This window comes from Janthinobacterium sp. NKUCC06_STL, from assembly GCF_019345455.1.
Taxonomy (GTDB): domain Bacteria; phylum Pseudomonadota; class Gammaproteobacteria; order Burkholderiales; family Burkholderiaceae_D; genus Janthinobacterium; species Janthinobacterium rivuli.
In genome coordinates this window covers 354,662-380,671 of sequence record NZ_JAHKQY010000002.1, presented here as the reverse complement: position 1 = coordinate 380,671, position 26,010 = coordinate 354,662, and the positions used below count along the sequence as shown (strand labels likewise).

The window sequence follows — 26,010 nt, the reverse complement described above, 5'->3', positions numbered from 1 at the left end:
CATGCGCATCCTGCACATCCTCGACCACTCGCTGCCCCTGCACAGCGGCTACACGTTTCGCACCCTGGCCATCCTACGGCAGCAGCGCGCGCTGGGCTGGCACACGACGCAGCTCACGAGTGCCAAGCAGGGGCCGGCCGACGGCGCGCAGCAACTGGTCGACGGCTGGCATTTCTACCGCACGGCGCCCAGTGCGCGCTGGTGGACGCGCCTGCCCGTGCTGCGGCAAGTGGCCGTCATCGTCGGCCTGGCCGTACGCCTGCGCCGGCTGGCACGACGCCTCAAGCCCGACATCCTGCATGCGCATTCGCCGGCGCTGAACGCCATCGCCGCCCTCAACGCGGGCCGCGCGCTGGGCATCCCCGTCGTATATGAAGTGCGCGCCTTCTGGGAAGACGCGGCCGCCGACCATGGCAGCAGCCGGCCTGGCGGCCTGCGCTACCGGCTCACGCGCGCGCTAGAAACCTACGCGCTGCGCCGCGCCGATGCCGTCACCACCATCTGCGACGGCTTGCGGCGCGAGCTGTGCGCGCGCGGCGTGCCGGCGCATAAAATCACCGTGATTCCAAACGCCGTCGATGCGGGGGCCTTCAGCGTCACGGCGCCCGACGATTTGTGGCTGGCGCGCAAACTGGGCTTGCACGGACACCTGGTCATCGGCTTCATCGGCTCGTTTTACGCCTATGAGGGACTGGCCCTGCTGCTGCGCGCCATGCCGCGCCTGCTGGCGGCGCAGCCGGCATTGCGGCTGCTGCTGGCCGGCGGCGGTCCGCAAGAGGCGGCGCTGTGGGCGCTGGCGGCGCAGCTGGGCATAGACCACGCCGTGGTCTTCGCGGGCAGAGTGCCGCATGCGCAGGTGGCCGCCTATTATCAGCTGGTCGACATCTGCGTGTATCCGCGCCTGCCGATGCGCCTGACGGAATTGGTGACGCCCTTGAAACCGTTGGAGGCGATGGCGCAGGGCCGCCTCGTGGTGGCGTCCGACGTGGGTGGCCACCGCGAACTGGTCGAGCATGGCAAGACGGGCATGCTGTTTCGCGCCGGCGACGCCGAGGCGCTGGCGCAGGCCATCTTGTCGCTGCTGCTGGCGCCCGCCAGCTGGCCGGCGCTGCGGCGCCAGGCGCGCGCCTTTGTCGAGACGGAACGCAGTTGGGACGCCAGCGTGAGCCGCTATGCGTCCGTGTATGCGCGCGTGACGACGGCGCGCATGGCGGAGGAACTGGCAGGAGTCACGCCATGATCTTCGCGGGCCTGCGCATCGCGCTGGTCGGCCCGCTGCCGCCGCCGGCCGGCGGCATGGCGAATCAGACGGCGCAACTGGCGCGCAAGCTGCGCGAGGATGGCGCGCATGTGCAGCTGCTGGCCGTCAACGGGCCGCATCTGCCCCCATGGCTGGCGCGCATCCGCTACCTGCGCGCGGCGCTGCGCCTGCCCGTGCACCTGTGGCGCTTGTGGCGCACGGCCAATACCGTCGACCTGTTCCACATCATGGCCAATTCCGGCTGGTCCTGGCATCTGCAGGCCGCGCCCGCGCTGTGGATCGCCAGCCTGAAAGGCAAGCCGGCCCTGCTCAATTACCGGGGTGGCGAAGCGGCCGTTTTTTTTTCCCGGTCGCCGCACCTGGTGGCGTTCAGCCTGCGCCGCGCCAGCGCCATCGTCGTGCCGTCGGCCTACCTGGCCGGCGTCTTCGAACAATATGGGCATACGGCGCATATCGTGCCGAACGTGCTGGACTTGCAGCGCTTTACGCGCGCCGCGCCGCGCACGCCAGTGGCCGATGGCCCCTGCATTCTCGTGGCGCGCCACCTGGAAGCGCTGTATGACAACGCCAGCGCCGTGCGCGCCTTCGCCATCGTGCGCGAGGCTTTTCCCGCAGCGCGCCTGGTGCTGGCCGGCGGCGGGCCGCAGCGCGCGGCGCTGGCGCGCCTGGCCAGGTCGCTCGGCGTTCCGGACGCCGTGCGCTTCGCCGGCCCCGTCGACAACGCCGCCATGCCCGCGCTGTACCAGGCCAGCGACGTCGTCCTCAATCCCAGCCTGGCCGACAACATGCCCAATTCCGTGCTCGAGGCGCTGGCCTGCGGCGTGCCCGTCGTCAGCACCAACGTGGGCGGCATCCCCGCCCTGCTGCAAGACGGCGTGACGGCGCTGCTGGTGCCGCCCGGCGATCCGGCCGCCATGGCGCAGGCCATCCTGGCGCTGCTGCGCGACCCGCCGCGCACGCAGGCGCTGGTCGACGCGGGCCTGGCGCACGCCGCCACCTTTGGCTGGCCCGATATCGCGCCCAGGCTGGCGGCCCACTACCGCCGCATCCGCGCCGCGCCTCGCCCCGGCGCCTACACGCGCTGGGTCGCCCGCTGGCTGTTTCCCCTGCATGAATGGATCAAAGGCCACCGCAGCGCGCGCCTGCTGCGCCGGCTGGAACGCTCACAGTGGTGGAGCACCGAGCAGTTGCAGGAATGGCAGCTGGCCCGCCTGCGCGCGCTGCTGCGCCATGCGGCCGAGCACGTGCCGTATTACCGCGCCCTGTTCGCCCGCAGCGGTTTCGATCCGGAACAGGTGCGGCAACTGGCCGACTTGTCGCGCCTGCCGCTGCTGAGGAAGGTTGATATCGCCAGCGCGCGCGACAGTTTCAAGTCGGCCCGCGCCGTGGGTTTGCGCCCGTTCGCCACGGGCGGCTCCAGCGGCGAACCGCTGCAGTTTTTTCTTGGCCGGCGCAGGGTCAGCCACGACATCGCCGCCAAGTGGCGCGCCACGCGCTGGTGGGGCGTCGACATCGGCGACCGCGAAGCCGTGCTGTGGGGCTCGCCCATCGAGCTGCACGCGCAAGACCGCGTGCGCCGCGTGCGCGACGCGCTGCTGCGCACGACCTTGCTGCCCGCGTTTGCCATGTCGCCCGACCGCCTCGATGGCTATGTCAGGCAATTGCGCCGCTGGCGTCCGCGCATGCTGTTCGGCTACCCGTCCGCCCTGTGCCGCATCGCCAGCCACGCCAGCGCGCGCGACCTGCCGCTCGACGGCCTGGGCGTGAAAGTGGCGTTCGTCACGGCCGAACGCCTGTACGACGAGCAGCGCGCGCAAATCGCCGCCGCCTTCGGCTGCCCCGTGGCCAACGGCTACGGCGGGCGCGACGCGGGCTTCATCGCCCACGAATGCCCGGAAGGCGGCATGCACATCACGGCCGAAGACATCATCGTGGAAATCGTCGATGGCCAGGGCCAGCCGCTGCCGCCAGGGGCCACGGGCGACATCGTCGTCACCCACCTGGCCACGCAAGACTACCCCTTCATCCGCTACGCCACGGGTGACGTGGGCGCGCTGGGCACCGGGCCGTGCGCCTGCGGCCGCGGCCTGCCCCTGCTGCAGAAAATCGAAGGGCGCAGCACGGATTTCCTCACCGCGGTCGATGGCACCGTCATGCACGGCCTGGCCCTCGTCTACATCGTGCGCGAACTGCCGCAGGTGCGCAGCTTCAAAATCATCCAGGAAAGCCTGCTGCGCACGCGCGTGCTGCTGGTCTGCCTGCCGCGCCTGGATGCCGCCACGCGCACGGCCATCGTCACCGGCTTCCAGGCCAGGCTGGGCGCGCAGGTGGACATCGCCATCGATGAGGTCGACGAGATCGCAGCGGAGGCGTCGGGCAAGTACCGCTATGTGGTGAGCGCAGTGACGCAGGCAGGCAGCCCGTAGTTAGCTGGCAGCGCGGCCCGCCGGCAGCGACAGTAGAATTTTCCCGTGCTCGGATTGGAAAAGCTGCCTCGCATTTGCTTCAAGCGAGCGATAGACCTCGCTGCGTGCTCCGGCACCACCGCGTATCATTTCGTTATGTAAACCATTCATGAACTGACGGAAAATCTGCAGGCCATCGTTGAATCGCCCCGCACCATCGAGCAGGATATGTTCTGCAAGCCGCAGTTTGCCAATACGCGCGCAAAGCAGGTATTCGATATGAATTCCCGCGGGCATCATGTCGAGCATTAATCGGGCGAAATTGGTGATCGACGTTAAATGCGTTGGGGACACGTCTTTGGACGACTTCGCCATGGCAAGAATATTATCGATAAAGGACAGGATTTCATTGCGTTTCGCCGCCATGCTGGTCAACAGCGGAATGGCAAGCTCGCGTATTTCCGATGCCAGGCTACGATCCTGCAACAAGGTTCGCGCTGCCTCCACCAGTCCCACATATTCACTGATCTTACCCATGTAAAATACAATGTGCTGCGAGCGCACATCTTGCGCAATGACATCGACAGCGTCCTGGATTTTATCCAGTTTCTTTGCCAAATATTTTGTCTGCACCACGATCGCGGCAAGAATAATGCCGGTCGACACGGCCGCGGCGATCACCGTCGTCGCCTGTGCCATTTTCAGCGCTTCTTCCACGCTCTTGGCCGCACTTTCCTTGAACGGAAGATGCTGGATGATGCCAGACCCGCCGCTGCCCTCGGCCCAGTATGCCACGCCGTCATGTATGGCTGCCTTGCCTTCCGCCATCGCTTGTATCAATACCGGCTTCAATTTTGCCTGGTCGATGATCCATATTGTTTCTTGCAGCATTTACATTTCCTTAGAAAAATTCACGTGCTTCACATTCCCGGCGCATATAAGCGATTTGAATGACGGCAGGAATCGTTACCCGATAAGCGGCGCCGCTGATGGCGGGCACGGTGAGCGCGGCCGACACGGCCAATCCGACGGGGCCGGCAAACACGGCCAGGCTTCTGCCCAGACCACCTGTCGCAATAATGCTGATGGCCCGTCCCGCGAACATGCTTGCAGCGGATCTGGCGATCAGCGAAGATATTTGCAGGGAACCGATGCCACTCAACAAGGCCGCTTTCAGCAAGGCCAATCCTTCCCCATCGCGTGAGTTGTAGCCGATATCAAATTCCTTCAGCAGCGAAGCGCGTTGTTCCGCACCGAGCTTTTCCCAGGCATCGCCGATGAATTTCTCCAGCAGCTTGTTTTCCATCGCATAAGCGGAACTGTTTTTTTCCGTTTTGACTTTCTGGTTATCGCAAACGTCCGACAAAATCTCCTTGTACAGCACGCCATCGCCACGAAACAGGTTGACGATAGTGTCGCCGCCGAAATGCTGAAGCTCGCCGGCAATCAACTGCCAGCATTGCCGGTACTGGTCCGTCTTTCCAGCAAACTTCTTGAAGTTATCATCTGCAACAAGTTCGCTGGCCATGCGAGCCGACTGATCTTTGTCGTGCGTGAGATAGCCAGCCAAAATACGCAAATCCTCTTCCTTGCAATACTGCAGGAATGCGAGGTCTTCATCGACGCGATATTTGATACCCATATTTCCCCTTGGTAATTTTCTTGTATTGTATTTTTAATTGCACCCAACTTACAAGGCAAAACAAGGAAAAACATGCAATAGGAAGCCGATGCCGCTTTTATTCTCCCATTGGCGCATGACGGCCCGGAAATGGCACTGACACTGGCACTGGCACTGCAATCGAGCCTGCCACGGTCGCCGGCATATGCGCCGCCATAACGTGTGGCCGTGCTGGCAGCATCGTGGAGGTCAAAATGGCCAAGACAGCTTCACGTTAGCGTATGGCCTTCAAGAACATTCTTCGGCCGAGCGTGATTGCAGGATCACAGCCAGCAACTTGCAAAACGGATGATGCGCGGGGGTTCAGCTATTTCAAAAGGCTGCTGTCCATAACTATTTCTCTCACTTTTATTTCGAAATGGTAATGAACGCCACTATCTTCGCTAAACTGATTTTCCAAAACAATGACATCAACATCTTTTTCAGGGAAATAGACTTTGATCGAGGCAAAGCCCAAGCCCTTCCCGGAGTGGCCTATATACTTGACCGTATCTTTGTCACTCACATAAACACCGTATCCATAACCGATTTCTCTGTCACCGAAAGCCACGTGCTGACTGGATATGGAATAATTCGTCATCAGCTTATAGGTTTCGGCCTTTAAAATCTTCCCTTTATGAAGTTTTTCATCCCAGATATTCAAATCTTTCGCATTTGAAACAATTCCCCCTGCCGGGATGAAGCTTGTCCAGCCTTTTCCCTGAACAGGATGTTCCTTCAGTGCGAATACATTTTTCGTATTGACATATCCATTGATGACGTTATTATTCTTGTTTTCCTCATAGCAGAAACTATTCACCATCCCCAGCTCTCTGAACAGCTCATGCGCTGCATCGACATAGACTTTTCCACTGACTTTTTCAAAAATATTGCTCAGCATTGAATAAGTCGTAACGCCATACAGAAAGTCCGTTCCGGGCCTGAAGCTGAGTGGCTTGTCGATTTCCGTGATTCCTGCTGAAAAGTTGAGCAGCTGATGCACCGTCACTTCGTCGGCCCAGGCCTGCGGCAAATCGGGTAAATATCTTCTAACGGAACTTTGCAAGTCTATCGTGCCTTTTTCAACTTCCCTCAAAATCAACACAGCCGTAATTTGCTTGCTATTCGACATGATTCGGAAATTATCTTCCAGCCTTAACCGTGTTTTATTTTTAACATCAGAATAACCAAAGGCTTTTGCGTATTTTTCCTTGCCATTCTTCGTGATGAGAATGACGCCATTAAAGCTTCTTGGACTTGTTGATTTGATCAAGCTGTCGATCTTGGCGGAATAATCATCTGCCTTTTCCGCATGTGAATGATCGCCAACTTGGGCATTCACGAATGTGGATGTCATCAACAAAAAAGAAAGTGCAGATATTGTCAGTGGCAGCATCGTTTTTCTTTCAATATGAGATTCTGGTTTGATTACTATTTCCAATAAACAAAAGATTCTACAAGATTGACCATCTGACAAGTACTGGCCTGTCAGTGAGTGCGGATCCAGGCGCGCAAAAAAATGAAGGCTAGCCACGCCGGGCGTTCAGTCGTCAATCAGATCAAAGTCGGTCAGCAAACCGTCCGCGGTCAGGTAAACCAACAATTTTCGCTCCGGCTTGATGCCGCTCACGAGGAAGGCCAGGACGCTGTCCACCTTGCTGCCATGCCGTTCGATCTCGCGGCCAGCGACAGTTTGCTCGTGCAAAAAAGTCAGCGACTTGACATTGACCAGTTCGCCAATAGCCTGTGTGCCAAAATTGTTCTTGATGCCGGGCGTGGCAAAATCCGAGTTGGCCAGGGCGCTGCCGCCACGCCCAATGTCGGACAACACAGCCTGTACATTCCGGGTGCGCGCAGGCTTGGGGTCGGTGCGTGCTGCCAATGTGTGCAGCAGCGGGCCGATGCGCGGCGCCGTGTTGGCTTTGTCTTTGGTCGTCACGACGACGCCTGTCACCTCTGCCTGCGCATCGACGACGAACGCCAGTTCGCAATTGCGCGACGTCGAATGGAAGCGATGCGCGCCGACAGGCACGAACACTTCGTCGGGCAAGCCATCGAAAATGCTGCGTAACTGACCACCCTGCATATCGAAGGTTCCCATCGTGTTGTTGGCCAACTCGTAGCGGCCCGTGTAGCGGATGAGTTCCTTGGCATCGATGTTGATGGCGGGTTGCTTGAGCAACACGTCGTAGTCGGCATCTGGCCAGTGATAGGCGCGGCCGATGGCAGCTGTCAGGCGATCCATCATGCGGGAATTGTCATTTGCGTTAATCATGATCACGACACCCTGGCCTGTGCCGGAAAATGCCGTCAGCAAAGTATCGAAGCCTTCGTCACGCCCGCCGTGCGAGAAGCGTTGCGCGCTGCCGCTGCCGTGAAGGAAGACGCCCAGGCCCGCGTTCTCTTTTTGCGGGCTCAGCATCTGTTGCGTCAAGGCTGCCGAGATGACGGGGTTGGACGTACCAGCCAGAGACTGCTGTACCCCGATGGCGAAGCGCGCCAGGTCCGACGCGTTGGTCCATAAGCCGGCCGCCGCCATTTCTGGATACACATGCCAGCGTCCCGCCACCAGGCTGCGGTCGGCAAGGTGGCCGCTGGCATTCAGGCGTGCGCGCTCGGCTGGCGGCGGTTGCAAATAGGAGCTCTCGTTCATGCCCAAGGGCTTGAGGACGGCGTCGCGCATGTAGTCGGGAAACGCCTGACCGCTCACGTCGGCCACCATTTGTTGCATGACGGTATAGCCGCCACCCGAGTAACGCACCTTGCTGCCTGGAACGATATCAACGCGAATGGGCGCGGTATTCGCGGGCTTCTCGCCATCGAGCACCTGGACCACGCTGGGTACTGGCGCATTGCTGGCGTAGCCGGGAAAGCCGTGCACGGTCAGTCCCGCGTTGTGGCTGAGCAGCCTGCGCAAGGTCACCTTCTGTTCGGCCGACAGGGCGCTGTCCGGCAGCTTCCACGTGCGCAGCCTGGTGTTGACGTCTTCGTCAAGCGCAAGCTTGCCTAGCTCGACCAGGTGCAACGCCCCCAGCGCGGCCACCGGTTTGCTGACCGAACCGGCCTGGAACAGTGTGTGCGGGCTGACCGGCGTCTTGCCACCCTTTTCCGTGACACCATACCCTTGCGCCCTGACAATCTTGCCGTTCTCGATGATGGCAAGCGACAGGCCGGGGATTTGCCGCATCGTCATTTCGGCGTTGATGATGTCGTCCAATGCGTCCGCCTGGGCACTACTTGCGAACAACAGGGTCACGATGAATGCCAGGGGATGAACTCGCATGAACGCTTCTTTCAATGGTGGTTGACGGATGCCAGGAAGGAAAAGTTGACGATACGTTACCTTGTACGGGCGCAATGCAGGATTGCGACAGGCCGTCAGATATCGGCCATGGGCGGTCATATTCCTGGATGCGTTGCGTTCCGCCTTTGCTGGCGTGACCGATTGCATCCGCAGCGGGAAGCAAATATCGGTCGGCAACGAAATTCGTCACTTCATACAGTCTATTATCTGTCCTGCTTGCGCCTTGTGAAAACCGCCCAGGCAAGCACCGCAATGCCTGCAACGATACATCCGGCCAGACTGACGGCGGCACCAAAAATGTACCACGCCACATCGAATCCGTGACTATAGAATGTTCCGACAAATAGCCCGCTCACCAGCCAGACCAACACCGCCAATTTAAGCAGAAAGTATTTTACTTTAGCGATGGGGCGACCAAGGCGCATCTGTTGAAGAGCGGCCGCACCCATGATTAAACAAGCCAAACTGGCCGCAATTATCAAGCGTGAAAATGAATACTCCATATCGCAACCTAACTTGTAGCTGAGCCAGCGGGCCCGGAGAGTAAAGGACCGAGGGGTTCAAGTGCAGCAGCCAATTATCGCCTGCAACTACACCACCGGCTTGAACCTGCACTACGGAACTTGTGCTACCACCGACAATCACTGCCCGAACAGTTGTTCCAGCCTTAGCTGATCTCCCGCCGCCACAAAACAGGCACTCTGCCAGCGCTGCGTGCGCAAAGCCTGGACCGATTCCGGCGCGCACCAGGGTGGATACACGCGCAGCGCGCGTTTGCCTCCGGTGCCGGCGCGCGACATCACGCCCCGTTCCAGCAGCACGCTGCGCGGGAAAATGAAAAAGCCGTGCTGTTCCTCATCGCTGACGGCGATGATGACGACATCAACAGGGTCCGCTTCGTCCAACGGCGCGATGTCGGCATCGGGATGGGGACGCTTCCAGACGGTGACGAACTGGCCGGTTTTCGTTGGCGTGGTTTTCGCCACGCGCAAGACCAGGCGCTTGCCATGCAGTTCTGTGCGGCAGGCGCCGTAGTCCGCGCTTTCCGCTTCCGGCACGGGCGCTTGCGGCAAGCCCAGGAAAGCCCATGGACTGGCCTTCATTGCGCGCTGAACTCGGCGGCGGCCTTGGCCGCCCACAGCGCTTCGGCGTGGCTGGCGAACGGGCTGTCGTAGCCGTCGACCTTGCCATCCTCGTCGACAAAATACAGCCACCAGCCGTCGGCCTGCTGGCGGATGGCCGTGTGGCCCGGTGGGCAATGGGTTTCCATGGCGTCGCTGGCGGCCAGGGTGGTAATGCGGATGCCGCGGTGAATAATATGCTCGGGTGTCATGGGGGAAGTCATGCGAAAAAATCAATGGCCGTAGTGTAGCCGCACCGGCCTCTCCTGGCCAGTGCGCTACACTATTCCTTCACACGGAGGACGACATGGCATCACAGCAAGGCACGGTGGATTTTTTGCTCGACCAGATGGCGGGCGCGGGCAGCATCAGCGCGAAGAAAATGTTTGGGGAATATGGCCTGTATTGCGACGGCAAGATGTTCGCCATCGTCGCCGACGACCAGCTGTTCATCAAGCCGACGGACGCGGGACGCGCCTGGATCAGTACGCAAGGCTCGCTGCAGGAAGCGCCGCCCTACCCGCAAGCCAAGCCGTATTTCCTCATCGATGGCGGGCTGTGGGACGAGCGCGACTGGCTCAGCCAGCTGGCGCGGCGCACGGCCGACGCCTTGCCGCTGCCAAAACCCAAGCCGCCGCCCAAGCCTAAAAAACCGGCGTCAGCTGCTTAAGACGCTGTTTTCACACGCCTTGCCTTCGCGGAAGCACGCCAGGTTGTGATATGTGATGGCGGCGATCTCGCGCAGCGCTTCCATCGTGAAGAAACCCTGATGACCCGTCACCAGCACGTTCGGGAAGGTCATCAGGCGCTGGAAGATGTCGTCGTCGATGATGTCGGACGAACGGTCCTGGAAGAACAGATTGCTTTCCTGCTCGTAGACGTCGATGGCCAGGGAACCGAGCTGGCGCGATTTGAGCGCCTCGATGACGGCGCCCGTGTCGATCAGGCCGCCGCGCGAAGTGTTCACCAGCATGGCGCCCTTCTTCATCAGCGGCAAGGTTGCCTCGCTGATCATGTGGCGCGTGCTGTCCATCAAGGGGCAATGCAGCGAGACGATGTCGGACTCGGCCAGCAGCCGCGGCAGCTCCACCATCGTGCCCAGTTCCCCGAACGCGGGCGCCGGATACGGGTCGTGACCCAGCACCGTGCAGCCAAAGCCTTTGAAGATGCGCGCCGTGGCCAGGCCGATCTTGCCCGTGCCGACGATGCCGACCGTTTTGCCGTGCAAGGTGGCGCCCAGCAAGCCATCGAGCGAGAAATTGCCTTCGCGCACGCGGGCGTAGGCGCGGTGCGTGTGGCGGTTCAGGGTTTGCACGAGGGCCAGCGTGTATTCGGCCACCGCTTCCGGCGAGTACGCGGGCACGCGGGCGACGAACAGGCCCAGGCGCCGGGCCGCTTCCAGGTCGAGGTTATTGTAGCCGGCGCAGCGCAGCAGGATGGCGCGCACGCCGTAACCGTGCAGGGCTTCGAGCACGGGCGCGTCGAGCACGTCGTTGACGAAGACGCAGACGGCGTCGGCGCCTTGCGCCAGGACCACGGTTTCCTGGCTCAGCAAAGCGCTGTGGTAGACCAGTTCGATGCCGGCGGCGTCGGGCTGGGACGGCAAGGCTTCATCGAAGAAACGGCGGTCGTAGGGCTGGCTGGCAAAGAAGGCGATTTTCATGGGGCGTCCTGGAACTTGCTGGATGGCAAAACACCATCATAGCGCAAGCGCCCTGCCCCACGGTGTACGCCTGGCGTCCCTGGCCGCCTATTTGGGTTCGCGCGGCAAGGTCAGCACGTGGCGCAGATACGCCGTTTCCTCGGCGTGCCGCGCGTGATAGCGCTCGCGCGCGGCGCGCATGGCCGTCTGGTGGGCCGCGATGCCCGTTTCCGTCAGCTCGGCGCCGAAATCGGCCGGCGGCGGCACCGGGCCGCCGAACAGGCGCGCCAGGATGAAGCGGCCCACGTTGTCGCGGTAGTGCGACGCTTCCCAGTAATAGCGCATTTCGCGCGCCCCCGTCACTTGCGGGATCGATTCGCTGGTGATGCTGTTAAAGCCCGAAAAATCATACACGCGCACGTCGCAGCCCTGGCTGCGGTAGCGCCCGGCCATTTGCGCCAGGTCGCGCTGCCATGCTTCCATGGCGTCCCACTTGCCGCGCCAGTACAGGGCGTCGAGCGTGAGCGCGTGCGTGGGATTGATGTACAGGCGCAAACGCGTGCCGCCACGGCACAGCTTCCCGACACTGGCATCGAAGGCCTGCAGCGCGGGCGCCGTCGGCCCCAGGCCATCGCCGAACTCTTGCAGGCGCGGCTTGAAGGCGCGCGCCGTGCCGGCCCAGCCATGGTTGCGGCTGGTGATGCAGGACTCGTCGCGCTGGCCGTGCAGGGCCAGGCTGGACAGGCACACGCCGTCATAAGTGCCGCTGAGGATGCGCCAGCTGTCGTGGGTCATGTCCACCGTCAGGCCGCGCTTGATGTTGAGCAAGGCACGCCGCGCGAAAAACGCGGGGCCGTCATCCGTCAAGCCCGGCTCCACGCCGGCCGAGCCCAGTTCCAGGGAAAACGAGGGCGCGTCGATGCCCCACACGAGGGTGTCGACATGGCTGACCCGGGCCGCGTGTTCGGCCAGGCGGATGGCGTCGCCGATCGAAGCGCCCGAGACGGCGCTGTTGAAGACGCTCTTGCCATCAAACAAGGTACGCATGCTACTGGCCGGCAAACCCATTTCCGTACGCGAATTGCCGATATACACGACGGCGGGCCGGTAGCGCGCCACGGCGTACGTCTTGCCCCACACGCTGAGTTTTTCGGTCGTCGGCCGCAATCGCTGCAGCAGCGGGCTGTCCCACTGGTGCAGCAAGTATGGATCGACGTGGTAATTGACGGCGGAGACCAGGGCCAGCGCGGCCAGCGCGCAGGCAAGGAAGATGGCGAGGTAGCGGCGGGCAATGGTATCCATGGTCAGAATTGGAAGTAGAGAAATTCGGTAACCCGGTTCATGCCGAAAATGCAGGCGATGAACAGCGCGGCAAAGCCCAGGCTCCAGCGCGGCGTGGGCCGCCAGCTGAAGGCCCAGCGCCCAGCCGGTTGAAATATTCTTTCAATGGCAGGCTCGTAGAGAAAGAAAATTTCTTGCGTGTTCGGCGCCCGGAAAGCCAGCAGCATGGCGCCCAGCAGCACGGGCAAGCCAGGACCCACCAGTTCGATCCAGCGGATGCCGTCGAACGCCGGATGCATGCCCCACTGCGCCAGGCTGGCCGCGTGACTGGCCAGGCCGCGCGGCAAGCTCACGCCGTTCGCGCCCACCAGCGCGCCCGTGATGTCCCAGGCCGTGGCCACGTCGGGCGCGCGGAAAAAGATCCAGGCTAGCATGACGGCAAGAAAAGTCAGCAAGCTCGGCCACCAACGCGCCGCGGCCGCGCCAAACATGCGCTGCCACGCCTGCTGCAGCACCAGGTACAGGCCGTGCAAGCCGCCCCAGATGACAAAGGTCCAGCCGGCGCCATGCCACAGGCCGCCCAGCAGCATGGTCAGCATCAGGTTGCGGTAACGCATGGCTTCGCCACGCCGGCTGCCGCCTAGCGGGATATATAAATAGTCACGCAGGAAACGCGACAAGGTCATGTGCCAGCGGCGCCAGAAGTCCGCGATATTGGCCGCCTTGTACGGCGAATTGAAGTTCAGCGGCAATTTCACGCCGAACAGGCGCGACAGGCCGATGGCCATGTCGGAATAACCGGAAAAGTCGAAATACAGCTGGAACGTGTAGGCCAGCACGCCGATCCACGCTTCGATCAGGGTCGGCTGCGCGCCGGCCGCAAAAACAGGGATGGCCAGCGGCGACAGGTTGTCGGCGATCAGCACTTTTTTTGCCAGGCCAATAGTAAAGATCGACAAGCCGATGGCGAAATTGGCGGCGCGCGGATGGGCGTTGGCCGGGTCGGCGAACTGCGGCATCATGTCGCGGTGGTGCAGCACGGGGCCGGCGATCAGGTGCGGGAAATAGCTGACGAACAGCACATAGTGGATGAAACGGTACTCGCGCACCTCGCCCCGGTAACAATCGACGAGGAAGGCGATCTGCGTGAAGGTAAAGAACGAGATACCGATGGGCAGGATGATGTCGAGGCCAGCCCACGGCAGACCTCCGGTGCTGGCGGCGACGGCATTGATGCTGTCGATAAAGAAATTCGCATATTTGTAGTAGGCGAGCAGCCCCAGGTTCAAGGCCAGGGCCGCGACCAGCGCGCGCTTGCGGGCCCCGCCCGCGCAAGAGCCGATCAGGCGGCCGCCGCCGTAGTTGAAGCAGATCGAGGCCAGCAGCAGCGGCAGGTAGCGCACGTCCCACCAGGCATAAAAGAACAGCGAGGCGAGCGCCAGCCAGGCGGCCGGTGCCAGGCGCCAGCTGGCCTTGCTGCCCCCGGCAGACGCCCAGCGGTCCAGCAGAAAATAGCCAGCCAGCACGATGGGCAGATAGCCGAACAGGAAGGCGAAGGAATTAAACAGCATGCTGCCTCCTGGCAGGCAAGGACTGGGCCTGGTAGTAACAATCGGCGATCTGGGCCGCCACCCGCTCCCACGTAAAGCGCTCCACCAGCGCTTGCACGCGGGCCCGTTCGGGCGGCAGCGCCAGCAGTTCGAGGATGGCCTGGCGCTGCGCGTGGCCATCGTCCCAGCGCACCTTGCGCAGCGCGAAGGCGGAATCGGGCAAGTCCAGCGCGCTTTGCGCCGTCATGACGACGGGCGTGCCGGCCGCCAGCGCTTCGAGCACGCTCAAGGGAAACACCTCGCCCTGGCTGGGCAAGGCCGCCACGGCCGCCGCATGGTAGGCGCTGGCCAGCAGCGGATCGGCGTGGTCGAGCGCGCCCAGCCAGCTGACGTGCGGCAAGTCCAGCAACAGTTGCAGATACGCTTGCTGCTCGCGCGGCGCGGCGCCGATCAGCACCAGGGGCAAGCCGGCACCCGCCAGCGCCTGCGCCAGTCCCAGCTGGTTTTTGTAGGGCGAAATACTGCCTACCATCAGCACGAACGGCCCGGCGATGCCCGTTTCGCGCAGGAACAGGTCGCCATTAGCCGTGAAGAAATGCGGATTGATTCCATTTGGCAGGACGCGAATGGCGTCGGCCGGCATGCCGAAACCTTGCGCAATGGCGTCGCGCTCGGCCTCGCCCAGGGCGATCACCACGTCGGCCAGCTGCAAGGCGCGCCGGGTTTGCGCATAGCTCGTTTGCACCATCCACTCCGTCAGGCGCCCCGCCAGCCGGTCGGCCAGCCGTGCGCGCCAGGCGCTGGCCCGGCCCCAGCCCGGCGACAGCAGCGGCGACAGCACCACGGGCACGCCTTGCTCGCTGGCCATTTCCATGATGCGGTAAGTCCCGTTGCTCGCCGAAAATACGTGCAGCACGTCGAAATCGGCCAGCCGCTCATGGTTGGCGTCGACCAGCTGTACTTCCAAGGGGCGCGCCTGTTGCTGGGGCAGCCGGTTCAGCGCGGCAATGGTTTCGCGTACCTGGATCTGCAAGCCGCCGTCGCGCTGGAACAGCATCGGGTAGGACAAGATACCGACACGCATGGTCATCCTTTCGTGGATTTGACTGCCAGCCAGCGCCCCGCCAGCTTGCGTTGCAACAACAAAAACTCACCAGCGAGCTCATGTTTCAACAGGAACAGGCCGGCCAGCCAGCACAGCAAGGTGGCCAGCGCCGTGCCCGTCAGCGCCAGCAGCGCCGGGATTTCCGTTGGCAGCCACAGCAGCGAAGCGACGGGCGCGAAGGCGCTGACACCGCAGAGCAGCAGGCTTTTGCGCACGGCCCGCGCCAGGATGCGCCAGTCGAGTGCGCTCAAGCGCCGCAGGCAGCCGTAGTTCAGCCAGCTGCGCAGCACGTTGCTGAGCACCACGGCCCAAGCTACCACCACCAGGCCGAACGGCGCCGCAGCCAGCAGCAGCGCCACCTTGATGACGCCGGCGCAGGCATCGAGCCGCACTTGTGCATGCAGCTGGCCCGTCGCCACGAACAGGTAGCGGGCCATGCTGAACATGCTATACACGGCCGAAGACAGGCACATGATGCGTATCAAGGGCACACAGGCTAGCCATTGCGTGCCATACAACACCTTGACCAGGGGCAAAGCCATGCAGGCGAGAAAGAGAAAAAACGGCCACGCCAGCGCCGTCATGTAGCTGATGGTGCGCAGATACACGAGTTCCGCCCCGCCCTGCCCCCCCTGTCCTCCACCTTCGCGCGCGCGCGCCGCGAACAGGGGAAACACGACGGGAGAAATCGCGCTGGTGATGGCCTGGTTAAAGATATTGAGCACGCTTTGCGCCTTGCCGAACAGGGCCAGGCTTTCAATGCCGATCAGCTTGCCGATGATGAGGTCTGGCGCCGCCACGCCCGCCTCGTCGACGAGGCCGCCCCCCGTCGCATACGCGCCAAAGCGGGCGATATCGCCCATGCCGCGCCGTCCAGGCAGCCACGGCAGTTCCTTGGGCCGCACCAGCAGGCTCACCAGCAGCGAGGCGCAGGAACCGGCCAGCGCCGCCCACACCATGCTCATGTAACTGTAGCCCTGCAGCGCCAGCAGCACGGCCACCAGCAGGTTGACCACGCTATTGGCCGCGTTGATGGCATAGATGGCGCGAAAGCGCAATTGCCGGCGCAGCATCGGCAACGTCAAGGCGCTGAACGGTATCAACAGGAAATTGATTGATAGCAAGCGCAGCACGAAGGTCAGCCGGGGTTCGCCATAGAACTGCGCGAGCGGCGCGCTGGCCAGCAGCACCAGGCCCGCCAGCAGCCAGGCGACAAGCAGGCTGGTGGCCAGCGCGGCCCGCAATTTCACCGTATCGAGCTGCTTTTCCTGGATCAGGTATTGCCCCACGCCAAAATCGCGCACCACTTGCGCCAGGGCCACCAGCACGGCGCCCAGCGAATACACGCCCACCTCGGCCGGCGTCAACAGGCGCGACAGCACCATGGTGGCGACAATGCCCAGCAGCAGCACCGTATATTTTTCGGCAAACGAAAAGAAAAACGAATGGCGGGTGGCGCTCATGCGGGCCGCCCGCGCCTACACAAGGCCGGCGTAAAATGCGCGCAGCTGGCGTTCCAGGCGCGGCATCGCATAGCGCTGCACGGTTTCTTCGCGCGCCAGCCGTCCCATGCGGGCGCGCCGTGGCGCATCGGCCAGCAGCTGCGCCACGGCCGCGCAGGCGGCGTGCTCATCTTCCAGCGGCAGCAGCAAGCCGCCTTCGCTGTCATGCAGGATATCGTGGGTGCCCGGCACATCCGTGCCCACGGCCGGCACGCCGCAAGCCATGGCCTCAATCGTGGCGATGCCGAAGCCCTCGTTTTGACTCAGCAACACATGCAGATCGAAGGCCGGCATCAACAACTCGACGCGCTGCTGAAAACCGGCAAACACGATTCTGTCGTGCAAGCCCGATTGCTGCGCCTGCAGCCGCAGCATGGCTTCCAGCGGCCCCGTGCCCACCAGCACTACATATAAGTTGGGAAACTGCGCGGCCAGCCTGGCGAACAGCGCCAGCAGCGCTTGCGGGCGCTTTTGTGCGGACAGCCGGGCCACACAACCGAGCACCAGCGCGTCCGGCGGCAGCCCGAGTTGCCGCCGCGCCAGCACCCTGCGTTCGGGAGAGACAATGAAAGTGTCCGTATCGACGCCGTTCGGGATCACGGCCAGCCGCGTTTCCGGGTTCAGCATGCCGCGATACAGCTCAAGAAAATGCCGCATGGCCGACGGCGACACGGCATACACGCCCTTGACGCTGCGAAACGCTTCCTGCAGCCGGGGCCGCTGCCAGTCGCTGAAGGCTTCCAGGGGAAACGCATTGTGCACGCTGATCACGGCCGGCAGCCGGCATTGCCGGGCCAGCCACAGGATGGACGCGCCATAACTGGTCCAGCAAAAGGCCACGTGAACCAGATCGGGCCGCAGCCGCCGCAGCCGCCAGGCGCCCGTGACCCTGGCGCGCAACCAATTCCAGCGGCGCCAGGCCCAGTGCTCGAGAAACAAGGGCGGTTCATACACTTGCACCTGCAAGCGCTGCGCCCGAAGGCCCTGTACCCACTGCGTAAAACCGGGAAAACGGCGCAAGGCCAGCACACTGTCGTAACCGCTCGCACCCAGCATTTTCGCCTCTTGCGCCATGCGCAGCTCCATGCCGCCCAGCTCGCCTGAATAACTGCTGATGACGATGCGCGGCAGGCGTTTTCGCCGTCCCCGCCACGCTTCATGAAAGAAACCGCGCAGCCACGCCCGTTCCCATTGGCGCAGGAACAGGTCGGCGTGGTCGCGCCGCAGCCAGGCTCGCACGGCGCCGAGGGTATCGCGCACGTATCTGCCCAGCATCCAGCGTGGCACGCCCAGCAACTCCACGCTCGGTGCAAAGGTGGCCAGCCGGCATTGGCCCCGGCCGAACAGCATGGCGCGGCGCAGTATCCAGGCGCGTTGCACTTGCGGCACGCGGATGATGTGCGCCACTTTGGCCTGCGGACAGAACCAGGATGGATTGCCGGCCGCATGCATTTCCAGGTTGAGCCGGGTTTCGCTGCCCATGGCGTAGTTGGCTCCCTGCGGGCCGATGCTTTCGTCATAGCGGGCGCCCGCCTCGAAGATGCGGCGGCGTATCGCCATGTTGGCGCCCCAGACCAGGCCCGGGTAGATGGGCGCGTCGCGCAGGTCTGGGCTGGTGATGCCCCACGTCAAGCCAACGGGCGTCAGGCGCAGCAGCCAGTCTTCCGGTCGCTGGCGCCAGGCGGGCACGATGGCGCCGCCGAACAGGGCGTAGCCGGGGTGGGTGCGGGCGCTGTCCTGCAAGCGGCACAGCCAATCCGATGCGGGCATGGCATCGTCGTCGCCAAACACGAACAGCTCGCCGCCATCGCCGCCCAGGCGCAAGGCGTGTTCGACGGCCCCGTTCAGGGCGGGACTGCGGCCGCGCCGCGCCACGTAGATATCGCTCAAAGGCAAACGGCCGCGGAAGGCGGCGATCACCTGGGCCGTGGCGTCCGTGCTGCCATTGTCGGCGATGACGAGGCGCCAGCCGCCCACGGGCGAACGCAGACCCATGTAGGCGCGCAATACCTGGGGCAAGGTGCCGGCGCCATTGTAGGTCGCCATGAGAACGGTCAACAAGGACATGCCTCCTTGGTCTTACCATGACAAAACTATGCATCAAGCAGTATTGATCCAGTGTACTGAGCCTGCCCGCCAGCCCGTTGACAGGCATCAAGTCCTTGCCAGCCCGGACACAACCAGGAGCGTCCCCCTTCATGCGCGACATACTGATTACCATCATCATCCTCGGTTCGCTGCCCTTCATCCTGAAGTCGCCGGCCATCGGCGGCCTGATGTGGGTCTGGGTCAGCGTGATGAATCCGCACACGCAAGGCTGGGGCTTTGCCACCCACATGCCGTTCGCCTTCATCATCGCCGTCGCCACCCTGCTCAGCCTGCTCATGACGCGCGAGCCGAAAAGCTTGCCGCTCACGCCCGTCAGCGTGCTGCTGCTGTTGTTTGTCGCGTGGATGAATGTCACGGCCCCGTTCGCCCTGCTGCCGGCGGCGTCGTGGGTGCAGTGGAACAAGGTGATGAAGATCATGCTGATGAGCTTTGTCATCATGATGGTGATACGCACGCGGCGCGACATTGTGCGCCTGGTCTGGGTGCTGGTCGGGTCGATCGGCTATTACGGCGTGAAAGGCGGCATCTTCACCATCCGCAGCGGCGGCACGGAGCGGGTCTGGGGGCCGGAAGAAACCTTTATTGGCGATAACAATTCCCTGGCCCTGGCCCTGATCATCACCATCCCCCTCATGTACTACCTGCAGCAAAACACGGACAAGCGCTGGGTACGCCATGGCTTGTCGGCAGCCATGCTGCTGTCGGCCCTGGCTGCGCTGGGCTCGTATTCGCGCGGCGGGCTGCTGGCCATTGCCGCCATGGGCCTGTTCATGTGGCTGAAAAGCGACCGCAAGCTGGTGCTGGGCGCGCTGCTCGGCGCGGTCGCGCCGCTGCTGCTGGCCTTCATGCCCGAACGCTGGGCCGAACGCATGGACACCATCAATACCTACCAGGACGATGTTTCCGCCATGGGCCGCCTGAATGCCTGGCGCATGGCCTGGAACCTGGCGCGCGACCGCTTTCCCGGCGGCGGCTTCGACGTGTCCGACGCCGCCATCTTTGCCCGCTACGCGCCCAATCCCATGGATGTGCACGCGGCGCACAGCATTTATTTCCAGGCGCTGGGCGAACACGGCTTTGTCGGCTTGCTGATTTACCTGGCGCTGGGCATCGCCACCTGGCGCACGGCCGCCGCCATCATCCGCCGCACGCGGGGCAAGCCTGAATTGCGCTGGGCGCTGGGCCTGGCCACCATGAGCCAGGCCAGCCTGATCGGCTTTGCCGTGGGCGGCGCCTTCCTCAGCCTGCTGTACTTCGACATGCCGTATTACCTGATGGCCGCGCTGATCGCCACGCGCATCGTCGTCGAGCAGCAAGCCACGGCCCCCACGCCCACGGCCCGCCGGGCCAAACCCGGAACAGCCATCGCGGAGCAGCCATGACGGCCACCTTGTCCATCCTGATTTACCACCGCGTGCTGGCGCGGCCCGACCCGCTGTTTCCCGGCGAAGTCGATGCCGTGCTGTTCGAGCGCCAGCTGCGCCTTATCAAACGTTTCTATACGCCGCTGCCGCTCGGCGATGCCGTGCAGCGCCTGCAGGATGGCAGCCTGCCGCAGCGCGCCGCCTGCATCACGTTTGACGACGGCTATGCGGACAATGCGCAAATCGCCCTGCCGCTGCTGCGGCGCCATGCCTTGCACGCCACGTTTTTCATCGCCACGGGCTATCTGGACGGCGGGCAGATGTGGAACGACACGGTGATCGACGCCGTGCGCCAGGCGGCAGGGCCTATGCTGGACTTGCGCGAGCATGAGTTGGGAGCGCTCCCCGTCGCCAGCCTGGCACAGCGGCAAACGGCCATCGCCACCTTGCTGGGCCAGCTCAAATACCTGCCGTTCGCGCGACGCCAGCAACTGGCCATGTACATCCGCCGTCAGGCAGGCACCAAAGCTGGTCCGCTCGCCATGCTGAGCACGGCGCAGCTGCGCCAGTTGCAGGCGGCCGGCATGGAGCTGGGCGCGCACACGGACAGCCATCCGATTCTGTCCACCTTGCCGGACCATGCGGCGCGGCAAAACATTGCCGACGGCAAGCGCCAGCTGGAAGCGTTGATCCAGGCGCCCGTGACCCTGTTTGCGTATCCGAACGGCAAGGCCGGACGCGATTATGGCGCACCGCACGTGGCGATGGTCAAGAGCCTCGGTTTCAAGGCGGCCGTGGCGACGGACTGGGGCGTGGCGCGTCCCGGCGCGGAGCTCGACTTGCTGCAGTTGCCCCGCTTTACGCCGTGGGATCGAGGACGGCTGGCGTTTCTGTGGCGCATGCGGCAAAACCGCCGGCAAGCGCACCCAGCGCGCCCGGATGCTGGCTGAGCCATTGTTCCAGCATCAGCAGCAGCCACACCATGGTGCCGTGATAGGCCGGGTGTTCCGCCAGCAAGCGCCCTTGCAGATCGTCGATGAAGGCGGGCCGCACGATGCCGCGCCCGCGCAGCTGGGTCAGATTGTCGAACGCAAACTCGCGCAGCGGAGGATGGCTGTGCAGCCACTGGCCGAAAGGCAGGCCGAAGCCGTGCTTTTTCTTGCGCACGATGGCCGGTGGCAAGATTTCCGCCAGCGCCCGCTTGAAGAAGGGCCGCAGGCGCATGCCGTCGAGCTTGTCGCGCGGCGCCAGGCGCGCAGCAAACGCCACCATCGCATCGTGCAGAAAGGGAAACGCCGCTTCCACGCCTGCCAGCTCGCAGGCCTTGCGCACCTTGAACAGGTCGTTGTCGGCCAGGGTAAAACGCATGTCGAGCGCCAGCAGTTCATTAATCTGGCTCAAGCCCTGGCCTTGGCGCTCCCAATACGCGCCATTCACGCAGCCGGGCGCCATGCCCGGGTCGATGGTGTCGATGAAGCCCGCTTCCAGCACCGTGCGGTGGCCATGGCGCAGCAACAGGTTGTAGCTGTCGAGCCGGGCCGGCAGCGGCAGGCTCGACAGCTCGATGTAGCGGCGCGCCTTGTCGGCCAGCCGCCACGGTTTGCCCCTTTGCTGGCGGAACAGCAGCGGCTCGATGATGGCCTGGCGCAACATGACGGGCAAGCGCTCGTACTGCGACAGCAAGGCCTGGTGCGCATAGCGCTCATTACCACCAAACAATTCATCGCCGCCATCGCCACCCAGCAAGCGCGTCACGCCATCCTCGCGCGCCATCTGCGCGCAATAGTACGCGGGAATGGCCGAGGCATTGCCGAAAGGCTGGTCGAAGATGGCCGCCATGGCGGGGATGGCGGCCAGCACGTCGGACGGCGTCACGTAGCGTTCGTGGTGGATGCTGCCCGCGTGGCTGGCGGCCAGGCGCGCATACGCCATTTCATCATAGCCGGGAGAGTCGAAGCCGATGGAATACGTGCGCGCGGGCCGGCCCGTCACCTGGCCGATGATGGCGGCCAGGGTGGAACTGTCCGTGCCGCCGCTGAGAAACGCGCCCGTGTCCGCCCCATCCGCGCCCAGGCTGCTTTCCACGGCCTGGCGCAGCAGGCGCAGGAATTCCTGCTTGTTGCTGGCAAAGCTGCGCCGCGCGCGCTCTGCTGCCGGCTCGTGGAAAGCCAGTTGCCAGTAACTGCCCTTGCATTGCTTGCCGCCGCGCACATGCAGGTATTCGCCGGGCAGCAGGCGCTGCTGGCCAAGATAGGCCGTGGCTGGGCCGGGCACCATGTGGAAGAATAAATAGTGATACAGCGCTTGCGGATCGAGCGCGCCCCGCACGGACGGATGGGCCAGCAAGGCGTCATGCGAGGAGGCAAAGAACAAGCCCTGCGCATTGCTCGCATAGCTGAGCGGGTGGATGCCGGCGCGGTCCACGGCCAGCAGGGCCGAGCCGGAAAAAGAATCGAGGATGGCCAGACAGAAAGGCCCGGACAGGCTGGCGCAGGCGGCCACGCCCCGGCTCAGCCACAGGGACGCGAGGCGGGACGCCACGTCGTCGGCCGAGCCGTCAAGCTCGGGCCGGCCCCAAATGGCCACTTGCAAGCCATCTTGCTGATATACATGGCGGCTGCCGTCGATGGCGGCCACGGCCACGCCGCCCACTTCGCTCACGCTGGCGGCCAGCGGTGCGCTATCGAAACGCGACAAGGGCGCGGCCATGCTTGCCAGCGCGCTCGACGCTACGCCATCGGAAGCCGTGTCGGCAGCCGCCGCCAGCCAACCGCACAGGCCGCTCATACGAGCACCTCGGCCGGCAGCGGATGGCCGAGAAAGGCCGTCGGGCTGGCCGTCAAGCCATACGCGCCCGACTGGAACACCACCACCAGATCGCCCTCCTCGGCGCGCGCCATCTCCATCTGGTCGGCCAGCAAGTCCAGCGGCGTGCACAGCGGCCCCACGACGGACGCCACTTCGCGCGGACCGCCGTGCAACCGGTTGCCGATGGCGACCGGGTAATTCTTGCGGATCAGCTGACCAAAATTGCCGGAGGCCGCCAAGTGATGATGCAAGCCGCCATCCGTGACGAGAAATACTTGTCCATGCGACACCTTGCGTTCGATCACCTTGCACACATAGATACCGGCTTCGGCCACCAGATAACGGCCCAGTTCCAGATTCAGGCGCGCGCCCGGTGCCGCCTGGGCCAGGATGGCGAGCTGCCGCTGCAAGCCGTCCGCCACGGGCGCCAGGTCGAGCGCCTGATCGCCCGGGAAATACGGCACGCCGAAGCCGCCGCCGATATTCAGGGTGCGCAAGGGCGATGGCGCGCTGTCGGCCAGTTGCAGGGCCAGTTGCACGCTCAGCGCCTGCGCTTCGGCCAGGGCTGTCGCCGACAGGCTTTGCGAACCCGCATACAGGTGAAACCCGTGAAAATCCAGGCCCAGCTGGCCGATGCGGCCCAGCAACGCCGGCACGAGGGCCGCATCGACGCCGAATGGCTGCGCGCCGCCGCCCATGCGCATGCCCGTGCGGCGCAAGGCGAAATCAGGATTCACGCGCACGGCCACCCTGGCCGCCAGGCCCAGCCGTTCACTGGCCAGCGCCGCCTTTTCCAGCTGGGCGCCGGACTCGACGTTGATCAGTACGCCAGCGGCCACGGCCCGCGCCAGTTCGCCATCGCTCTTGCCCGGCCCCGCAAAGCTGATGCGCTGCGGCGCCATGGGCGTATCGAGCGCGGTCGCCAATTCGCCGCCCGAGGCCACGTCGATGCCATCGACCAGGCCCGCCAGCCACTGCACCACGGCCGGCATGGGGTTGGCCTTCATGGCGTAATGCAAGTGCACGCCGGCCGGCAAGGCGGCGCGCAGTTCGGCCACGCGGCGCGTGATGTGCGCGCGTTCATAGGCGTAGAACGGCGTGCTGCCCACCCTCTGGGCCAGCTGGCGCAAGGGCACGCCGCCAATCTGCAGCATGTCGTTTTCCACGGCAAATTGCTGGCCCAAGTGCGAGTGCGTGGGCAATTCCGTATTGTTCGAGCGGATCAAGTCCTTCATGCCGCATCTCCTGTTTGGACCGCATACGCGCGCGCCAGTTCCCTGGCCAGCAAGGGACGGTCGATCTTGCCGTTCGGATTGCGCGGCAGCACGCCATCGCGGATCTCCACCCACAGCGGCACCATATAGCTGGGCAGGCGGGCGCGGCAGGCGGCCAGCACGCTGTCGCGCTGCAATTCCACGCCGGGCGCGGGCGTGACGAGCAAGGCGATGGCCTGGCCCAGCACGGCGTGGGGCAAGCCCAGCGCGGCGGCCTCGCCCACCAGTCCGCTGGCATACGCGACTTCCTCGATCTCGGCCGGGCTGACCCGGTAGCCCGACGTCTTGATCATGTCATCGCTGCGGCCCACGAAATACAGATAGCCGTCCGCATCGCGGCGCACCGTGTCGCCCGACCAGACGGCCAGCTCCGGCAGCACCAGGCCGCTGGCCTGCGGCGGCAGCGGCTTGAAGCGCTCGGCCGTGCGCGCCGCGTCGTTCCAGTAGCCGAGCGCCACCAGCGCGCCGCGGTGCACCAGTTCGCCCGGCTCGTCGGCGTCGCACACGCTGCCGTCCGGACGCAGCACCAGCACTTCCGCGTTGGGGATCGCTTGTCCGATGGAGTCGGGGCGCCGCTCCAGCTGTTCCGGCGCCAGATACGTCGAGCGGAACGCCTCCGTCAGGCCATACATCAGGTAGACCTGCGTGCGCGGCAGCGACTCGCGCAGCCGGTCGAGCGTGGATCGCTGCATCACGCCGCCCGAATTGGTGATGTAGCGCAAGGGCGTAGACAGGGGCCAGCTCAGCTGCGACAGCTGCACCCACAGCGGCGGTACGGCGGCCAGGCCCGTGATGGCTTCCTGCTCGACGGCTTCGACGATATCGCGCAGCAGCAGATAATTCATCAGCACGGCGCAGGCGCCGCTGGCAAACGCCGTCGTCAGCTGGCTCAAGCCATAATCAAAACTGAGCGGCAGGACACACAGAATGCGGTCTTCCGGCGTGTTGCGCAAATAGCCCGACACGCTGAGCGCGCCCGCCAGCATGTTGCGGTGCGACAGCACCACGCCTTTCGGCCGCCCCGTGCTGCCCGATGTATATAAAATGGCGGCCATGTCGATGTCGATGGCCCTGTGCGGCAGGGGTGTGGGTGCGTCAGCGACAGGCACGGCGTTCCACGGCAGCAGCCGTATCTTGCCCAGGCTCGATTGCGCCTCGCCTTCGCCCGTCAGCAGCACCGTGCGCAAGTCCGGACAGGCGGCCAGCGCCGGGCCCAGCTGCGCCAGGCGTTCGCGCGAGGTGACGAGGATGTCCACGTTGCAGTCGGCCAGGATATACGCCACCTGATCCGGCTTGAGCAGCGGATTGACGGGCACGAACACGCCGCCGGCGGCGGCCGCGCCAAACATGGCGCTGACGTTTTCCGGGCGTTTTTCCAGGTACACGGCCACGCGCGCGCCGCGCTGCAAGCCCAGGGTCAGCAGGGTGGCGGCCGCCTCGCGCACGGACTGCGCCAGCGCGGCATAGCTCAACTCCGCGCCCTGCCACGACAGGGCCGGCGCGTGGGGGCTGCGCTGCGCCGTTTCGAAGATCAGATCGTGTATCAGTGTCGCCATCGTGTCATCCCCGGATTGCCATGATTGCCATGCATTCCCCTATGATTCAGACAAACGGCCACAGCGGT

The 26,010-nt window shown here is 64.0% G+C and carries 21 protein-coding genes; 5 read left to right on the top strand and 16 right to left on the bottom strand.

The window, feature by feature from the left end:
• Position 1: 1 nt before the first annotated feature.
• Both KO539_RS10640 and KO539_RS10635 read left to right on the top strand, forming a co-directional pair.
• Positions 2-1,240 carry a TIGR04063 family PEP-CTERM/XrtA system glycosyltransferase gene (locus tag KO539_RS10640; RefSeq protein ID WP_219309100.1) on the top strand — a complete coding sequence of 413 codons (1,239 nt, stop codon included), beginning with the start codon at positions 2-4 and terminating at the stop codon, positions 1,238-1,240.
• The gene (locus KO539_RS10635) at positions 1,237-3,687 is read left to right on the top strand and encodes a glycosyltransferase (protein ID WP_219309095.1); all 2,451 of its coding nucleotides are present in this window, start codon (positions 1,237-1,239) and stop codon (positions 3,685-3,687) included. The genes KO539_RS10640 and KO539_RS10635 overlap by 4 nt, the downstream gene beginning before the upstream one ends.
• Here KO539_RS10635 and KO539_RS10630 read toward each other — a convergent pair whose 3' ends face one another.
• The 7 genes from KO539_RS10630 to KO539_RS10600 all read right to left on the bottom strand — a co-directional run bounded on the left by KO539_RS10630 (position 3,688) and on the right by KO539_RS10600 (position 9,975).
• The gene (locus KO539_RS10630; protein WP_219309094.1) at positions 3,688-4,557 is read right to left on the bottom strand and encodes a hypothetical protein; all 870 of its coding nucleotides are present in this window, start codon (positions 4,555-4,557) and stop codon (positions 3,688-3,690) included.
• Positions 4,558-4,567: 10 nt separating this feature from the next.
• Positions 4,568-5,308, bottom strand: a complete 741-nt coding sequence (locus tag KO539_RS10625; protein WP_219309093.1) for a DUF3944 domain-containing protein — start codon at positions 5,306-5,308, stop codon at positions 4,568-4,570.
• Between the two features lie 346 nt (positions 5,309-5,654).
• Positions 5,655-6,722, bottom strand: coding sequence for a serine hydrolase (locus tag KO539_RS10620; protein ID WP_219309092.1), 1,068 nt, complete (start codon positions 6,720-6,722; stop codon positions 5,655-5,657).
• Between the two features lie 147 nt (positions 6,723-6,869).
• Complete coding sequence (locus KO539_RS10615; protein WP_219309091.1) at positions 6,870-8,807, bottom strand: serine hydrolase; 1,938 nt, start codon at positions 8,805-8,807, stop codon at positions 6,870-6,872.
• 26 nt (positions 8,808-8,833) lie between these two features.
• Positions 8,834-9,133 carry a hypothetical protein gene (locus KO539_RS10610; RefSeq protein WP_176390609.1) on the bottom strand — a complete coding sequence of 100 codons (300 nt, stop codon included), beginning with the start codon at positions 9,131-9,133 and terminating at the stop codon, positions 8,834-8,836.
• Between the two features lie 138 nt (positions 9,134-9,271).
• Complete coding sequence (locus KO539_RS10605; RefSeq protein WP_219309090.1) at positions 9,272-9,733, bottom strand: MepB family protein; 462 nt, start codon at positions 9,731-9,733, stop codon at positions 9,272-9,274.
• Positions 9,730-9,975, bottom strand: coding sequence for a hypothetical protein (locus KO539_RS10600; RefSeq protein WP_257626231.1), 246 nt, complete (start codon positions 9,973-9,975; stop codon positions 9,730-9,732). The genes KO539_RS10605 and KO539_RS10600 overlap by 4 nt, the downstream gene beginning before the upstream one ends.
• A gap of 83 nt (positions 9,976-10,058) precedes the next feature.
• Here KO539_RS10600 and KO539_RS10595 point away from each other — a divergent pair, with 83 nt between their 5' ends.
• On the top strand, positions 10,059-10,421 hold the full coding sequence (locus KO539_RS10595; RefSeq protein WP_099376845.1) for a TfoX/Sxy family protein: 363 nt from the start codon (positions 10,059-10,061) through the stop codon (positions 10,419-10,421).
• Here KO539_RS10595 and KO539_RS10590 read toward each other — a convergent pair.
• From KO539_RS10590 to KO539_RS10565, 6 genes are all read right to left on the bottom strand, one after another.
• Complete coding sequence (locus KO539_RS10590; RefSeq protein ID WP_219309089.1) at positions 10,410-11,414, bottom strand: 2-hydroxyacid dehydrogenase; 1,005 nt, start codon at positions 11,412-11,414, stop codon at positions 10,410-10,412. The two genes, KO539_RS10595 and KO539_RS10590, sit on opposite strands and share 12 nt — an antisense overlap.
• Before the next feature lie 87 nt (positions 11,415-11,501).
• Positions 11,502-12,695: a hypothetical protein gene (locus KO539_RS10585; protein ID WP_219309088.1), complete on the bottom strand. Its 1,194-nt coding sequence runs from the start codon at positions 12,693-12,695 to the stop codon at positions 11,502-11,504.
• Between the two features lie 2 nt (positions 12,696-12,697).
• The gene (locus KO539_RS10580) at positions 12,698-14,245 is read right to left on the bottom strand and encodes an MBOAT family protein (protein ID WP_219309085.1); all 1,548 of its coding nucleotides are present in this window, start codon (positions 14,243-14,245) and stop codon (positions 12,698-12,700) included.
• Positions 14,235-15,308, bottom strand: coding sequence for a glycosyltransferase family 4 protein (locus KO539_RS10575; protein ID WP_257626230.1), 1,074 nt, complete (start codon positions 15,306-15,308; stop codon positions 14,235-14,237). The genes KO539_RS10580 and KO539_RS10575 overlap by 11 nt, the downstream gene beginning before the upstream one ends.
• 2 nt (positions 15,309-15,310) lie before the next feature.
• Complete coding sequence (locus tag KO539_RS10570; RefSeq protein WP_219309081.1) at positions 15,311-16,792, bottom strand: lipopolysaccharide biosynthesis protein; 1,482 nt, start codon at positions 16,790-16,792, stop codon at positions 15,311-15,313.
• 15 nt (positions 16,793-16,807) lie between these two features.
• Positions 16,808-18,892, bottom strand: a complete 2,085-nt coding sequence (locus tag KO539_RS10565; RefSeq protein ID WP_257626229.1) for a glycosyltransferase — start codon at positions 18,890-18,892, stop codon at positions 16,808-16,810.
• A 137-nt stretch (positions 18,893-19,029) separates the two neighbouring features.
• On the opposite strand from KO539_RS10565, the gene KO539_RS10560 reads away from it, so the two are divergent.
• Both KO539_RS10560 and KO539_RS10555 read left to right on the top strand, forming a co-directional pair.
• Positions 19,030-20,322, top strand: coding sequence for a putative O-glycosylation ligase, exosortase A system-associated (locus KO539_RS10560; RefSeq protein WP_219309071.1), 1,293 nt, complete (start codon positions 19,030-19,032; stop codon positions 20,320-20,322).
• Positions 20,319-21,254 carry a polysaccharide deacetylase family protein gene (locus tag KO539_RS10555; protein ID WP_219309062.1) on the top strand — a complete coding sequence of 312 codons (936 nt, stop codon included), beginning with the start codon at positions 20,319-20,321 and terminating at the stop codon, positions 21,252-21,254. Before KO539_RS10560 ends, KO539_RS10555 begins: the two co-directional genes overlap by 4 nt.
• On the opposite strand, the gene KO539_RS10550 is transcribed toward KO539_RS10555, so the two are convergent.
• The 3 genes from KO539_RS10550 to KO539_RS10540 are packed head-to-tail and all read right to left on the bottom strand — an operon-like array spanning position 21,163 to position 25,942.
• Positions 21,163-23,091 (bottom strand): asparagine synthetase B, encoded by a 1,929-nt coding sequence (locus KO539_RS10550; RefSeq protein ID WP_219309060.1) that lies wholly within the window; start codon positions 23,089-23,091, stop codon positions 21,163-21,165. The genes KO539_RS10555 and KO539_RS10550 overlap by 92 nt on opposite strands.
• Complete coding sequence (locus KO539_RS10545; protein ID WP_219309058.1) at positions 23,088-24,347, bottom strand: pyridoxal-dependent decarboxylase, exosortase A system-associated; 1,260 nt, start codon at positions 24,345-24,347, stop codon at positions 23,088-23,090. Before KO539_RS10545 ends, KO539_RS10550 begins: the two co-directional genes overlap by 4 nt.
• Positions 24,344-25,942: an acyl-CoA ligase (AMP-forming), exosortase A system-associated gene (locus KO539_RS10540; RefSeq protein WP_219309057.1), complete on the bottom strand. Its 1,599-nt coding sequence runs from the start codon at positions 25,940-25,942 to the stop codon at positions 24,344-24,346. The genes KO539_RS10545 and KO539_RS10540 overlap by 4 nt, the downstream gene beginning before the upstream one ends.
• Positions 25,943-26,010: the final 68 nt, after the last annotated feature.